The 15,298-nt window shown below is 74.6% G+C and carries 1 protein-coding gene; it reads right to left on the bottom strand.

Annotated elements, in window-relative coordinates; genetic code table 11:
- Window positions 1-32: 32 nt before the first annotated feature.
- On the bottom strand, window positions 33-15,077 hold the full coding sequence (locus tag ACRXBZ_RS34130) for a type I polyketide synthase (RefSeq protein ID WP_433882573.1): 15,045 nt from the start codon (window positions 15,075-15,077) through the stop codon (window positions 33-35).
- Window positions 15,078-15,298: the final 221 nt, after the last annotated feature.

Below are 15,298 nucleotides of genomic sequence, written 5' to 3'. Positions count from 1 at the left end.
GCGCAGGTAGTCCAGGACCTTGTCGTCACCGGTCATCGGTCGGACACCCCCAGATCGTTGTCGATGAGGTCGAACAGTTCCTCCCGGGACGCGCTCAGCACGTCGCGGGTGGTCGTGCCGGGTGCGGACGCCAGCTGATCGACCAGGGCGCGCAGCCGGCTCGCCAGCCCGACCCGGAGGTCGGGGTCGTTCGCGCCGGTGGCTGCGGCGGCGAAGCGGTCGAGGTCGGCGACCAGGTCGACCTGCGGTGCCGCGGGTACCAGCAGCTCGCTCAGGTGCCCGGCGAGCGCCTCCGGAGTCGGGTGGTCGAAGGCCAGCGTCGCGGTAAGCCGCAACCCGGTGGCCGCAGCGAGCCGGTTGCGCAGCTCCACCGAGGTCAGCGAGTCGAACCCGAGGTCGGCGAACGCCCGGTCCGCGAGGACCGCGCCCGGTTCGTGGCCCAGCACCGCCGTGACGGTCTCGGTCACGACCTCCAGCAGCAGCCGGGTGCGCTCCCCCGGCTCCGCGGCGGCCAGGCGCTCGGCCGACGTGGGCTCCGGTGCCGCAGCGGAACCGTCCGGTGCCGGGACGCCCGCGAGGTCGGTGAGCAGCGGACTCGGTCGCGCAACGGTGACGGCTGCCGCCAGCTGGGCCCAGTCGATGTCCGCGACCAGCGCGTGCGCCTGCTCGGAGTTGACGGTCCGCCAGAGCACGGACAGTGCCTCGGCCGGATCCATGGGCCGCACACCGTCACGACGCAGCCGGTCGGCGGTGACCGGGTCCAGAGCCATGCCCGCCCCGGCCCAGGCTCCCCAAGCGATCGAGGTCGCGGGAAGACCAGCGGCCCTGCGGTGCTGCGCGAGGGCGTCCAGCTCGGCGTTGGCGGCGGCGTAGTTGCCCTGCCCCGCGTTGCCGAGCACGCCCGCCGCCGAGGAGAACAGCACGAACGCGTCCAGGTCGAGGTGGCGGGTCAGGTCGTGCAGGTGCCAGGCCGCCGTCGCCTTCGGCGCGCGCACGCCGGCGAGTCGGGCGGCGGTGAGCCCGTCGACCACGCCGTCGTCCACCACTCCCGCGGTGTGCACCACGGCGGTCGGCGGCAGGTCTGCGATCAGCGCGGCGAGCGCGTCCCGATCCGCCACATCGCAGGCGGCGACGGTGACCCGGGTGCCGCCGCCGGACAACTCGGCGACCAGCTCGGCGGCGCCCGGCGCTTCTTCACCCCGGCGGCTGACCAGCACCAGGTGCTCGGTGCCCGCGGTGGCCAGCGACCGGGCCACGTGCGCGCCGAGGGCACCGGTACCGCCGGTGACCAGAACCGTGCCGCGCGGCCGCCAGGACCCGGTGCTCGGCACCGCGCGGACCAGCCGGGCGCCGGCGGGCCCGGATGGGGTGAGCGCCACCTGGTCCTCCCCGGTCCCAGCCAGCACCGCTGCGACGTGCCGCCAGGCCCATGGGCCGCTCTCGGTCCCGAGGTCGAGCAAACCGCCCCAGCGCTCGGGGTGCTCCAGTGCCGCGACCCGGCCCAATCCCCACACCGAAGCCAACTCCGGCACCAGCGGGCCCGAACCGGCCACGTCCACGGCCCCGGCGGTGACGCACCACAGTGGAGCGTCGATCCCGGCGTCGCCCAACGCTTGGACAACGGCGGCGGTTCGGGCCAGTCCGGTGGGCACACCGTTTTCCACGCCACCCGCTGCGGCCAACGAGAGCACGCCTGCGACGCCGGTCCCGTCCGGCACCGCAGCGGCGATCCGGGCCAGCACGGCCGCGCGGTCGGCGTCGGCCAGCTCCACTCGCCGCACCTCGGCACCTGCCGCGCTCAGCGCTGCTTCGGCGTCGGCAGCGGGTGTTCCGTCCGGGGCGGTGAGCAGCAACCAGGTCCCGGACAGCCGCGCGGTCGGCGGTTCCGGCAGCGGCCGCCACTCCAGCCGGTGGCACCACTGGTCCGTCCTGGACAACTCGTCCGCCCGCTTCCGCCAAGCGGCGAGCTTGGGCAGCGCGAGCGAGAGCGGTGCGTCGGCATCGACATCGATGGTCTCGGCGATCTCGGTCCACCGCTCGGCGTCCACAGCGGACCAGAACCGCGCCCCCACCTCGTCCTCGACCGGTTCCGGGCGCACCGGCTCCAGCCAGTGGCGGCTGCGCTGGAAGCCGTAGGTGGGCAGGTCGACCCGGTGCGCCCCGGTGCCGGCGAACACCTCAGTCCAGTCCACATCGGCCCCGGCGGCGTGCAGGGCACCCACCGCACCGAGCGCCGAGTCGACCTCGGCGCGGCCGCCGCGCGCGGTCGGCACGACGAGCGCGGTGGTGTCCAGCATTCCGCTGAGCGCCCCATCCGGTCCGATCTCGACGAACGCGGTGATCTCGCGGGACTCCGCAGCGGCGACCGCGTCGGCGAACCGCACGGTGTCGCGGGCGTGGCGCACCCAGTAGTCCGGGTCGCACAGCTCGTCGGTGACGAGCTCGCCGGTCAGGCCGGAGGCGACGGGCAGCACCGGCCGGCCCCGGTGCACGCCCGCGACCACCTCGCGGAACTCGGCGAGCACCGGTTCCACGAGCGCGGAGTGGAACGCGTGGCTGACCCGCAGCCGCTTGGTCTTGGCCCCGCGCGCGGCCGCAAGCTCGGCCACCGCGGCCACGTCGGCTTCGGCACCGGAGATCACCACCGAGGCGGGCCCGTTGACCGCGGCGATGTCCACCACGCCCGCCAACAGCGGGCGGACCTCGTCCTCGGGCAGCCCCACGGCGGTCATCGCACCGCCGCCGGGCAGCGAAGCCATCAGCCTGCCGCGGGCGGCGACCACCCGGCAGGCGTCGTCGAGGCCGAACACACCGGCCAGGTGCGCGGCGGCGAACTCACCGACGGAGTGGCCAGCGACGACGTCGGGGTAGACGTTCCAGGACATCAGGAGCCTGGCCATGGCGACCTCGAACGCGAACAGCGCGGGCTGGGCCAGGTCGGTCGGGTCGAGGTCGACCGCACGGCGCGGATCGGTGACCCCGTGCGCGGCCAGCGCGGTGCAGACCTCGTTGAAAGCGTCCGCGAACACCGGGAACCGCTCGGCCAGCTCACGCCCCATCCCGGGCTGCTGCGAACCCTGACCCGCGAAGAGGAACGCGATCCGGTGCTCCCCGCCGGAAGCGGCACCGACGCGCACCGAGGGGCTGTCCTGACCGGCGGCGATCGCGGCCAGACCGGCGCGTAGCTGGTCGTGCTCGGTCGCCACCACCACTGCCCGGTGCTCCAGCGCAGCACAGGTGGTCACAGTGGACAGTGCGACGTCGGCGACGCCCAGACCCGGATGCGCATCGAGGTGGTCGAGCAACCGGACCGCCTGAGCTCGCAGTGCCCGCGGGCTCACCCCGGAAACCGCCACGGGCACAGCGACCGGCGGCGCCGGGTCCACCGCGGCGTCCGGATCGCCAGCCTCCAGGATGGCGTGCGCGTTGGTCCCGCTGACGCCGAACGACGACACCGCCATCCGGCGCGGCCGACCGACCTCGGGCCACGGCCGGGCCTCGGACAGCAGCCGCACCTTGCCGCGCTCCCAGTCCACGTGCGGCGTCGGTTCCTCCGCGTACAGGGTGGCGGGCAGCACCGCGTGCCGCAGGGCCTGCACGGCCTTGATCACCCCGCCGACTCCGGCGGCGGCCTGCGAGTGCCCGATGTTGGACTTCAGCGAACCCAGCCAGAGCGGCTCGGCGCGATCCCGGCCGTAGGTCGCGAGCAGCGCCTCCGCCTCGATTGGGTCGCCGAGGGTGGTGGCGGTGCCGTGCGCCTCGACCGCGTCGACGTCCTGCGCCGACAGCCCGGCCTCAGCCAGCGCGGCCCGGATGACCCGCTGCTGGGCGGGGCCGCTCGGCGCGGTGAGCCCGTTCGAGGCGCCGTCGGAGTTGATGGCGCTGCCGCGCAGCACCGCGAGCACGGGGTGACCTCGGCGCCGCGCATCGGACAGCCGTTCCAGCAGCAGGACGCCCGCGCCCTCGGCCCACCCGGTGCCGTCGGCGCCCGCGGCGAACGACCGGCACCGGCCATCCGGCGACAGGCCGCGCTGCCTGCTGAACTCCACGAAGAGGTCCGGCGTCGCCATCACCGACGCGCCGCCCGCCAGGGCCAGTTCACACTCGCCCTGGCGCAGCGACCGGGCCGCCATGTGCAGCGCGACCAGCGACGACGAGCAAGCGGTGTCCAACGTGACGGCGGGGCCCTCCAGCCCGAGGTTGTAGGCGATGCGGCCGGAGGCGACGGCGGGCAGGGTGCCCGTCATCAGGTAGCCGCCGACCGCTTCGGACGCCTCTTGGGCGCGCGGCCCGTAGTTCTGGTCGATGACGCCTACGAAGACCCCGGTGGATGTGCCGCGCAGGCTCGTGGGGTCCAGCCCGGCGCGTTCGACCGCCTCCCAGGACGTCTCCAGCAACAACCGCTGCTGCGGATCCATCACCAACGCCTCACGCGGCGAAATCCCGAAGAACTCCGCATCGAACTCCGCCGCATCGCGCAAGAAACCACCCGACCGCACATACGACGTGCCGTGATGATCCGGATCCGGATCGAACAAACCCGCCAGATCCCAACCCCGGTCCGTGGGGAAGCCGGTGATGGCGTCGGTCCGCTCCTGCACCAACCGCCAGAGGTCCTCGGGTGAGCGGACCCCGCCGGGGTAACGGCAGGCCATCCCGACGATGGCGATCGGCTCGTTGGTGGTCGCGGGCGCCGCCGCGGGCTCGGCATCGGCCGCCGCGGGCCCGGTCTCCAGCGTGCCCAGGTGGTCGGCGAGCGCGGCCGGGGTGGGGTGGTCGAACGCGACGGCGGCGGGCAGTTGCAGCCCGGTCGCCCGGACCAGACGGTTGCGCAGCTGCAGCGCGATGAGCGAGTCCACGCCGAGTTCGGCGAAAGTCCGGGTGGGGCGGACGTCCGCGGGGTCGGTGTGGCCCAGGACGACCGCGGTCTCCGCGCGGACGATGCGGCGCAGCGCCTCCGCCCGTTCGCCGTCCGCGGTGGCGGCGAGTTCGAGCTGTGCAACCGGTTCGGCGGTGAGCTCCGGGACCGGGGTCGCGCTGCCCGCGGATGCGGAGGTGTCCAGCCAGAAGCGCTTGCGCTGGAAAGGATAGGTGGGCAGGTCCACCCTCCGGCCGCCGTCGAGCAGCGGCGTGAAGTCGACGCGGCCACCGGCCACGAACACCTCGGCGGCGGACAGCAGCACGCGGTCCCAGTCGCCGTCGTCGCGGCGCAGCGTGCCCACGACGACGGCGTCGGCCGTCTGCTGGACTCCCAGCGTCAGCACCGGGTGCGGCGAGCACTCGACGAACACGTCGTGCCCCGACCCGCTCAGCTCCGCCACGGCCTGCTCGAACTCCACCGGCTCGCGCAGGTTGCGGAACCAGTATTCCCCGGTCAGGTCGGACCCGTCGGTCAGCTTACCGGTGACTGTGGACAGCAGGGGCAACCGGCCGGCCGCGAGCCGAACCGCGCGGAGGGCGTCGACCAACTCCTCGCGCAGCGATTCCACCTGGGCGGAGTGCGAGGCGTAGTCCACCGGGATCCGCCGGGCCCGAACCCCTTCGCGCTCGCACCCGGCGATCAGCTCGTCCAAAGCGGCTGGCTCGCCGGACACCACCGTCACCGCAGGCCCGTTCACCGCGGCGATCGAGATCTGCTCTCCCCACGCGGCGATGCGCTCCCGGACGCAGTCGGCGGGCTCGGTGACCGAGACCATCCCGCCCGCCCCGGCGAGGGAGACGAGCGCCCTGCTGCGCAGCGCCACGACCCGGGCTCCGTCGGGGACCGACAGAGCACCCGACACGACCGCCGCCGCGATCTCGCCCTGCGAGTGGCCCACCACGACGTCGGGCACCACGCCCAGCGACTCCCACACCGCGGCCAACGAGACCATCACCGCCCACAGCAGGGGCTGCACCACGTCCACGCGGGACAGGCCCGACTCGTCGCCCAGCATCTCGGCGGGAGACCAGTCCACGAACTGCTCCAGGGCCGCCGCGCACTCGGCGAACCGCGCGGCGAACACCGGCGACGAGGCCAGCAACGCCGAACCCATGCCGAGCCACTGCGAACCCTGCCCGGGGAACACGAAAGCCGTGCGCCCCCGGGGAACCGCCTCACCGACGGCCACATCGGACGGTGCGGTCCCGGCTGCGAGCGCGCGCAGCGCGGTCCCGGCGGCGGCCCGGTCGGCGGCGACCACCACGGCCCGGTGATCGAACGGGGTCCGGCCCGTGGCCAGGGCGAAGGCCGTGTCGACCAGACCGGCCGCGTCCGGGGCGGTCAGCCAGTCAGCGAGCTCGGCGGCCCGCGCTGCCAGAGCTCGCGGGTCGCGGGCGGCCAGCACCAGCGGCACGGTGCGGTCAGCGACGGCTTCGGGCACGTCGTCAGCCGGGGCCTGCTCCAGCACCGCGTGGGCGTTGGTGCCGCTGACCCCGAAGGCCGACACCCCTGCCCGCAGTGGTCGGTCGACCTCCGGCCACGGCCGCGTCTCGGTCAGCAACCGCACCGCTCCGGCGGACCAGTCCACGTGCGGCGTCGGCTCGTCGACGTGCAGGGTCGCGGGCAGCACGCCGTGCTGCAGCGCCAGCACCATCTTGATCACCCCGGCCACCCCGGCGGCCGCCTGCGGGTGGGCGATGTTGGACTTCAGCGAGCCCAGCCAGAGGGGCTCGGTGCGGTCCTGGCCGTAGGTCGCCAGCAACGCCTGGGCCTCGATCGGATCACCCAGCGTCGTGCCGGTGCCGTGCGCCTCCACCGCGTCCACCTCTGCCGTGGACAGACCGGCCTTGGCCAGGGCATCGCGGATGACCCGCTCCTGGGCGAGACCGTTGGGCGCGGTCAGCCCGTTGGACGCGCCGTCGGAGTTGACCGCCGTGCCGCGGACCACGGCGAGCACGGGGTGGCCGTTGCGGCGGGCGTCGGACAACCGCTCCAGCAGCAGCATCCCAGCGCCCTCGCCCCAGGCCGTTCCGTCCGCAGTGGACGAGAACGGCTTGCACCGGCCGTCCGGGGCCAGGCCGCGCTGGCGGCTGAACTCGATGAACATGCCGGGCGCGGCCATCACCGTCGCACCACCCGCCAGGGCGAGCGAGCAGTCGCCCGCGCGCAGCGCCTGGCAGGCCAGGTGCAGGGTGACCAGCGACGACGAGCAGGCGGTGTCCACGGTCACGGCGGGCCCGCTGAGCCCGAGGGCGTAGGCGACGCGGCCGGAGATCACACTGGAGGACTTGCCGGTGACCAGGAACCCGCCCAGGCCCTCGGGCGCCTCGTGCAGCCGGGTGCCGTAGTCCTGGTAGACCATGCCGGCGAACACGCCGGTGCGGCTGCCCCGCAGCGAGCGCGGGTCGATCCCGGCCCGTTCGACCGCCTCCCAGGACGTCTCCAGCAACAACCGCTGCTGCGGATCCATCACCAACGCCTCACGCGGCGAAATCCCGAAGAACTCCGCATCGAACTCCGCCGCATCGCGCAAGAAACCACCCGACCGCACATACGACGTGCCGTGATGATCCGGATCCGGATCGAACAAACCCGCCAGATCCCAACCCCGGTCCGTGGGCAGGTCGGACACCACGTCCTGCTCGCCGACCAGGAGTTCCCACAGGTCCTCCGGCGAGCGAACCCCGCCGGGGAAGCGACAGCCCATCGCCACGATCGCGATCGGCTCGTCGGACCGGGCGGTGCGAGCCGGGACGACCGCTCCACCGTCGCCGACCACCTCGGCGTCGGGGAGCAGGCGGCCGTGCAGGAAATCGGCGACAGCGGCCACTGTCGGATGGTCGAAGAGCAACGTGGTCGGCAGCCGCAGACCGGTGGCGGCGGCGAGCCGGTTGCGCAGCTCCACGACGGTGAGCGAGTCGAACCCGATCTCGCGGAACGCCTTATCCACCACCACAGCCCCAGCCGTCGCGTGCCCCAGCACCCCGGCGGCGTGGTCGCGCACGGTGTCGAGCACGACACGGCGCTGCTGGTCGGGGTCCAGTCCCGCCAGCCGCCCCGCCAGCCCGGACCGCTCGCCCGCGGCTTCCCGGTCCAGGGCGCGCACCTCGGGCAGCTCGGCGATCAGCGGGCTCGGGCGGGCGGCCGTCAGCACCGGGGCGAACCGGTCCCAGCGTACGTCGGCAACGACCAGGGTCGTCTCACCTCGGCCCAGCGCGGTGCCCAGCGCGGACAGGGCGGCGTCGGGATCCATGCCGAGCAGGCCGCGCCCGCTCATCCGGTCCTCGATCCCGCCCTCGGCCATGCCGCCGCCGGACCAGATGCCCCAGGCGATCGAGGTGGCGGGCAGGCCCTGGGCACGGCGGTGCTCCGCGAGCGCGTCCAGGTGGGCGTTGGCGGCGGCGTAGGCGCCCTGGCCGCCGTTGCCGAGCACGCCGATCACCGAGGAGAACAGGACGAAGGCATCGAGGTCCAGTCCGGCGGTCAGCTCGTGCAGCACCTCGGCCGCATCGGCCTTGGCCGCCAGCACCCCGGCCACCCGCTCCGGGGTGAGCCCGTCGACGACACCGTCGTCGAGCACCCCGGCGGCGTGCACCACGGCGGTCGGCGGGTGCTCGGCGAGCAGCGCGGCCAGGTCGTCGCGGTCGGTCACGTCGCAGGCGGCCACGGTGACCCGCGTCGAGGTCTCCGCGAGGTCGTCGAGCAGTACCCCGATGCCGGGCGTGGCGGCACCGCGGCGCCCGGCCAGCACCACGTGCTCGGTGCCGCGGGCGGCCAGCCACCGGGCCACGCGCCCACCGAGCGCTCCGGTGCCGCCGGTGATCAGGACCGTGCCGCGCAGGGGATCAAGACCGGTCTCGGGGGCCGTGCCGCGCACCGGAACCAGCCGCCTGCCGAACACCCCGGACGGGCGCAACGCGACCTGGTCCTCGCCCGAAGCACCGGCGAGCACGGCGGCGAGCCGCCGCAGCGCGCGCTGGTCGAGTTCCTCGGGCAGGTCGACCAGACCGCCCCAGCGGTCCGGATGTTCCTGCGCGACCACCTGACCCAGTCCCCACAGCCGGGCCTGGGCGGGGGCGATGATCGGGTCGTCGGGTCCGGCGGCCACCGCGCCGCGGGTCGCGCACCACAGCCGCGCCGAGCTGCCGGTGTCCCCGAGCGCTTGGACCAGGGTGATGGTGTCGACCAACCCGGGCAGCAGCGACAGCACACCGACGACCGGGTCCGGTCCGGCCAGCGCTCCGGCCAGCATGCGGGCCAGCTCGGCGCGGTCGGTGCCCGGAACGACCGGTACGGCGGTGTGGTCGGCGGGCAGGTCCGGGGTTTCGGCGCAGTCGGGAACCACCACCAGCCACCGTCCGCGCAGCGCGGTCGCGGCGGGCTCGGGCACCGGCTGCCAGCGCACGCGGTAGTGCCCCGGCGTGGCGGCGACCCGGTCGCGGGTGCGCCGCCGCCACGCCGCCAGCACGGGCAGGGCGGCGTCGGATGCAGCCCGGTCACCGTCCGGCGCGAGCACCGCGGCCAGCGCGTCGGCATCGGCGTCGTCGACGGCGGCCCACAGGCGGGCTTGATCCGGGTCGGTCGGGCGGGTCGAGGGCTCGATCCAGTACCTCTGCCGCTGGAACGCGTAGGTGGGCAATGCGATCCGGGCCCCGGCACAGGCGGGCCATTCGATCCGGAGGCCGCCCACGTGCGCTTCGGCCAGCGAGGTGAGCCACCGGGTCGGACCGTCCTCGCCCCGGCGCAGCGACGTGCACACCAGTGCCGGGGATTCCTCGGCGTCCACGGTCTCCTGCACGCCGATGGTGAGCACCGGGTGCGGGCTGCTCTCGATGAACGCGTCGTGCCCGTCGGCGAGCGCCGCCCGCACCGCCTGCTCGAAGAGGACGGGCTGGCGCAAGTTGCGGAACCAATAGCCGGCGTCCAGGCAGGCGGTGTCCACCGAGCCGCCGCTGACGGTCGAGTAGAACGCGATCTCGGCGCTGCGCGGCGAAATGCCGGCGAGCAGGTCCAGCAGCTCGTCGTGGATGGCGTCGACGTGCGGGGAGTGGGAGGCGTAGTCGACGGGCACGCGGCGGGCGTGCACCCCGTCGCGCTCGCACTCGGCCAGCAGTTCGTCGAGCGCGTCGGCATCGCCCGCGATCACCGTCGCCGCTGGGCCGTTGATCGCCGCGACGCCGATGCGGTCCGGGTAGGCGGCCAGCCGCTCGCGGACCTCGGCGACGGGTACGGGCAGGGAGACCATGCCGCCGCGCCCGGCGAGCACGCCCAGGGCCCGACTGCGCAAGACCACGATGCGCGCGGCGTCTGCCATGCTCAACGCACCCGCCACGTGGGCGGCGGCGATCTCGCCCTGCGAGTGACCGACGACGGCCGCCGGGCGCACACCCGCGGCCCGCCACAGCGCCGCCAGCGACACCATCACGGCGAACAGCGCGGGTTGCACCACGTCGGCGCGCTCCAGCTCGGGTACCCCCGGGGCGCCGGTCAGCACGTCTAGCAGCGACCAGTCGACGTAGGGCGCGAACGCGGCGGCGCACTCGTCGATCTTCGCGGCGAAGACCTCGTCGTCGAGCAGGTCGACCGCCATCCCGGCCCACTGCGAGCCCTGACCGGGGAAGACCAGGACCGGCTTCGCCCGCCGTCGCGCCTGCCCGCTGACCACGGCCGGGGACATGCCGCCGTCGGCCAGCACCCGAACCCCGTCGAGCAGCGCCTCCCGGTCACCGCCGACGACCACGGCCCGGGTGTCAAGCAGCGCCCGGTCTCGCAGCGAGACCGCCACGTCGGCGGCGGTGGCGTCGGGGTGCGCGTCCAGGTGCTCGGCCAGCCGTCGGGCCTGCCCGCGCAGCGCGTCCTCACCGCGGGCGGACAAAGTCCAGGCCAGCGGCCCGGTGGAGGTCCGCGCCTCGGCCGGATCCTGGGGCTGCTCAGCGGCTTCCTCCAGGATCAGGTGGGCGTTGGTCCCGCTAATGCCGAACGAGGAGACCCCGGCGCGGCGCGGGCGGTCGGTGGCGGGCCACTCGGCCTCGTCGGTGAGCAGGCTGACCGTGCCCGCCGACCAGTCCACGTGCGGCGTCGGCTCGTCCACGTGCAGGGTCGCGGGCAGCACACCGTGCCGCAGCGCCAGCACCATCTTGATCACCCCGGCGATGCCCGCTGTCGCCTGGGTGTGCCCGATGTTGGACTTCAGCGAGCCCAGCAGCAGCGGGCGGTCGGCGGTGTGCGCTCGGCCGTAGGTGGCCTGCAGGGCTTCGGCCTCGATCGGGTCACCCAACGTGGTCCCGGTGCCGTGCGCCTCGACCGCGTCCACGTCGGCGGTGGTCAGGCCTGCCTCGGCCAGCGCGTTGCGGATGACCCGCTCCTGCGACGGCCCGTTGGGCGCGGTCAGCCCGTTGGACGCGCCGTCGGAGTTGACCGCGGACCCGCGGATCACCGCGAGCACCGGATGACCGTTGCGCCGGGCGTCGGACAGCCGCTCCAGCACAGCCATGCCCGCGCCCTCGGCCCACCCCGTGCCGTCGGCTCCTGCGGCAAAAGCCTTGCAGCGGCCGTCCGGGGCCAGCCCGCGCTGGCGGCTGAACTCCACGAACATCCCGGGCCGGGCCAGCACGGCCGCCCCGCCCGCCAGGGCAAGAGCGCACTCCCCCGCCCGCAGCGACCGGGCGGCGAGGTGGAGGGCGACCAGCGAGGAGGAGCAGGCTGTGTCCACGGTCAGCGCGGGACCCTCCAGCCCCAAGGTGTAGGCGATCCGGCCGGAGGCGACGCTGGCGGTGCTCCCGGTCAGCGCGTAGCCCTCATGCCCGGCGGCGTCGACCATGCCTGGGCCGTACTCCTGGGCCATTGCACCGACGAACACGCCGGTAGCGCTGCCGCGCAGCGCGAGCGGGTCGATGCCCGCCCGCTCCACGGCCTCCCACGAGGTCTCCAGCAGCAGCCGCTGCTGCGGGTCCATGGCCGTGGCCTCGCGGGGGCTGATGCCGAAGAACGCGGCGTCGAACCGGTCCACGTCGTAGACGAACCCGCCGGACCGCGTGTAGGAGGTGCCGCTGCTGGCCGGATCGGCATCGTAGAGCGCGTCGAGGTCCCAGCCGCGATCGGTGGGGAACGCGCCCACGGCGTCGCCGCGCTCGCGCAGCAGCCGCCACAGGTCGTCCGGCGAGTTGACGCCACCGGGCAGCCGGCAGCCCAGCCCGACGATCACGATCGGGTCGTCGTCCACATCGGTCGGACCGGCGCTGGTGGCGTCGACCGGGTCAGGGGTGCCGCCGTCCCGGCAGGAGTCGAGGTGCGCGATGAGCGCGGTGGGCGTCGGGTGGTCGAACAGCAGCCCGGCCGGCAGGCGCAGTCCGGTCGCCACGGCGAGGGCGTCGCGGAACTCCACGGAGGTAAGGGAGCTCAGGCCCAGGTCGCGGAAGGTCACGTCCGGGTCGATGGCATCCGGACCGGCGTGACCGAGCACCGCCGCAGCGGTGCGCAGCACCAGGTCCTCCGCGACCCAGTCCTCGGGCTCCTCCTCGACCGCGGGAGCGGACTCGGCGGGCGGCGGCGCGACGGCGGGGTTCGCGGACGGGGCTGCGGGCAGCCAGTGCCGGGTGCGCTGGAAGGCGTAGGTGGGCAGCGGCACGCGCTCGCCGTCGACCACAGCTGTCCAGTCGATCGGTAGGCCGCGCACGAACAAGCCGGACACCCCGGCGAGGGCGGCCGCGTCCTCGGCCCGGTCCGGCCTCGGTCCGGTGTGGACGGTCGTGCCCCCGATCTCGCGGGCCAGCGCCGCCACCGTCCCGTCCGGGCCGACTTCGAGCAGGTCCGTCATTCCGAGGTCGCGAACCGCTGCGACGGCGTCGCCGAAGCGCACCGCGCCGCGGGCGTGGCGCACCCAGTACTCCGGGGTGGCCACCTCGTCGGCGGCGACCGCCCCGGTGACGGCGGAGACGAACGGCACGGCAGACGCGGAGAATTCCACAGTGGACAAGACGTCGGCGAACTCGGCGAGCATCGGCTCCACCAGCGGCGAGTGGAACGCGTGGCTCACCCGCAGCCGCTTGGTCCGGCACTCCGGCAGCCGTGCCAGCACGGCGGCCACGTCGTCCTCCGCCCCAGAGAGCACCACGGCGCGTGGGCCGTTCACCGCGGCGAGGTCGACCGCACCCGCCAGCAGGGGCCGCACGTCGTCCTCGGCGGCTTCCACCGCCACCATCGCCCCACCGGCGGGCAGCGCCTGCATCAGCCTGCCCCGAGCCGCCACCACCTGGCAGGCTTCGGCGCGGGAGAGCACGCCGGCGACGCAGGCTGCGGCGAACTCACCGACGGAGTGGCCGGTCACGGCTTCCGGCTCCACCCCCCACGAGCGGTACAGCTCGGCGAGCGCGAACTCGTACGCGAACAGCGCGGGCTGGGCGAACTCCGTGCGCTCCAAGCCGTCCCCGGTTTGCACGACGTCGGCCAGGCCGGGCACCCCCAGGTCCGCGAACTCCGCGCACACCGCGTCGAACGCACGGGAGAACACCGGGAACCGCGCGGCCAGCTCGCGGCCCATGCCCGCGCGTTGCGCGCCCTGCCCCGCGAACAGCAGACCGACCCGCCGCCCCGCAGCCGCTGATCCGCGCACGACCGACGCCGCGGGCAGCCCATCGGCCACCGCGGCCAGGCCGCGCGCCAGCTCGTCCTGGTCTCCCGCGAGCACGACCGCGCGGTGCGGAAACGCGGACCGGGTGGTGGCCAAGGAGAACGCCGTGTCCGCGGGCGAACCCGGCTCCGCTGCGGCCAAGCGGGCGGCCTGCGCGCGCAGCGCGGCGGCGTCGCGACCGGACACCACGAACGGCAGCACGCCGCCCGGTTCGGCCGACGGTCGGCGGGGCTCGGCGGGTCCCGGCGCGGCGGTCACCACGACGTGGCAGTTCGTCCCGCCCATGCCGAACGACGACACGCCCGCGACCAGCGGCGCGCCCGGGCGCGGCCACGGCCCGGCGGTCTGCGCGACCCGCAGGCGCAGGTCGTCCAGCGGGATGTCCGGGTTCGGGGTGCGGAAGTTCAGGCTGGCGGGGATCTCGCCGGCGTCCAGGCTCAGCACCACCTTGAGCAACCCGACGATGCCCGCCGCGCCCTCAAGGTGGCCGACGTTGGCCTTCACCGAGCCGACCAGCAGCGCCTCGCCCGCGTCCCGGCCGGCGCCCAGCGCCGCGCCGAGGGCGCGTGCCTCTACCGGATCCCCGACCGGAGTGCCGGTGCCGTGCAGTTCCACGTACTGAGCCGCCGACGGGGCCAGCCCCGCCGCGTCGAAGGCCGCGCGCACCACGTCGCGCTGGGCGTCCGCGTCCGGCGCGGTCAGGCCGACGGAGGCGCCATCGTTGTTCACCGCGCTGCCGCGCAACACGCCGTAGACCCGGTCCCCGTCGGCCAGGGCCGCGGACAGCGGCTTGAGCAGGACGGCGCCGCCGCCCTCGCCGCGGACGAAACCGTTGGCCCTGGCGTCGAACGGGTAGCAGTCCCCGTCCGGGGAAAGGCCGCCGAAACCGGCCGCACCGAGCCCGGACTCGGCGGCGAGCAGCAGGTTCACCCCGCCCGCCACCGCGACGTCGGCCTCGCCGCGCCGCAGGCTCTCGCAGGCCAGGTGCACCGCGACCAGGGACGACGACTGGGCGGTGTCGACCACCATGCTGGGACCGGTGAAACCGAGCGCGTAGGAGACCCGGTTGGCGATGATGCCCCGGTTGAGCCCGGTGAACGTGTGCGGGTCGACCAGGTCCGGCCCCCGGCGGTGGGTCAGCAGCGCGTAGTCGTCCCAGATCGCACCGACGAAGACGCCGACCCGGCCGGGAACCGGCAGCAGCCCGGCGTGCTCGACCGCTTCCCACGCCAGTTCCAGCATCAGCCGCTGCTGCGGGTCGATGGCGGCGGCCTCGCGGGGCGAGATGCCGAAGAACCCGGCGTCGAACCGGTCGACCGCGTCCAGGAAACCACCGCGGGTCGTCGGCATCCGGCGCAGCGCCTCGGGATCCCACTCCGCGCTGCGGTCCGCGGGCACCTCGGTGATGGCCGAGCGGCCCTCCCGCAGCACGCGCCAGAACGCGCTCGGATCGGGTGCTCCGGGGAGCCGGCACGACATGCCCACGACGGCGATCGGCTCGTTCGGCTCCGCGGCAGTTGTCGTCACTTCGACTCGACCCCCGAACTCTCGATGGACAGGGCGAAACCAGCTGGTCCCAGACAGCGAACGTAGTGACCCGAACCGCCCGGCTACCCCAGCAAAGCCCCCTAGCGCCCCCCTATGCGCCGCGCCCGGACCGGGCTTGCTCGCCTGCGCGCAGCGCTACCGGGTGAGCGACGTCACCGCTAGACTCGCTGCCGCACGGGGAAATGCGTCCTGTTCGTACC

It is taken from the genome of Saccharopolyspora hattusasensis (assembly GCF_050972075.1).
Classification (GTDB): domain Bacteria; phylum Actinomycetota; class Actinomycetes; order Mycobacteriales; family Pseudonocardiaceae; genus Saccharopolyspora; species Saccharopolyspora hattusasensis.
The sequence above is the reverse complement of the archived record's forward strand: the minus strand, read 5'-3'. Positions and strand labels throughout refer to the sequence as shown.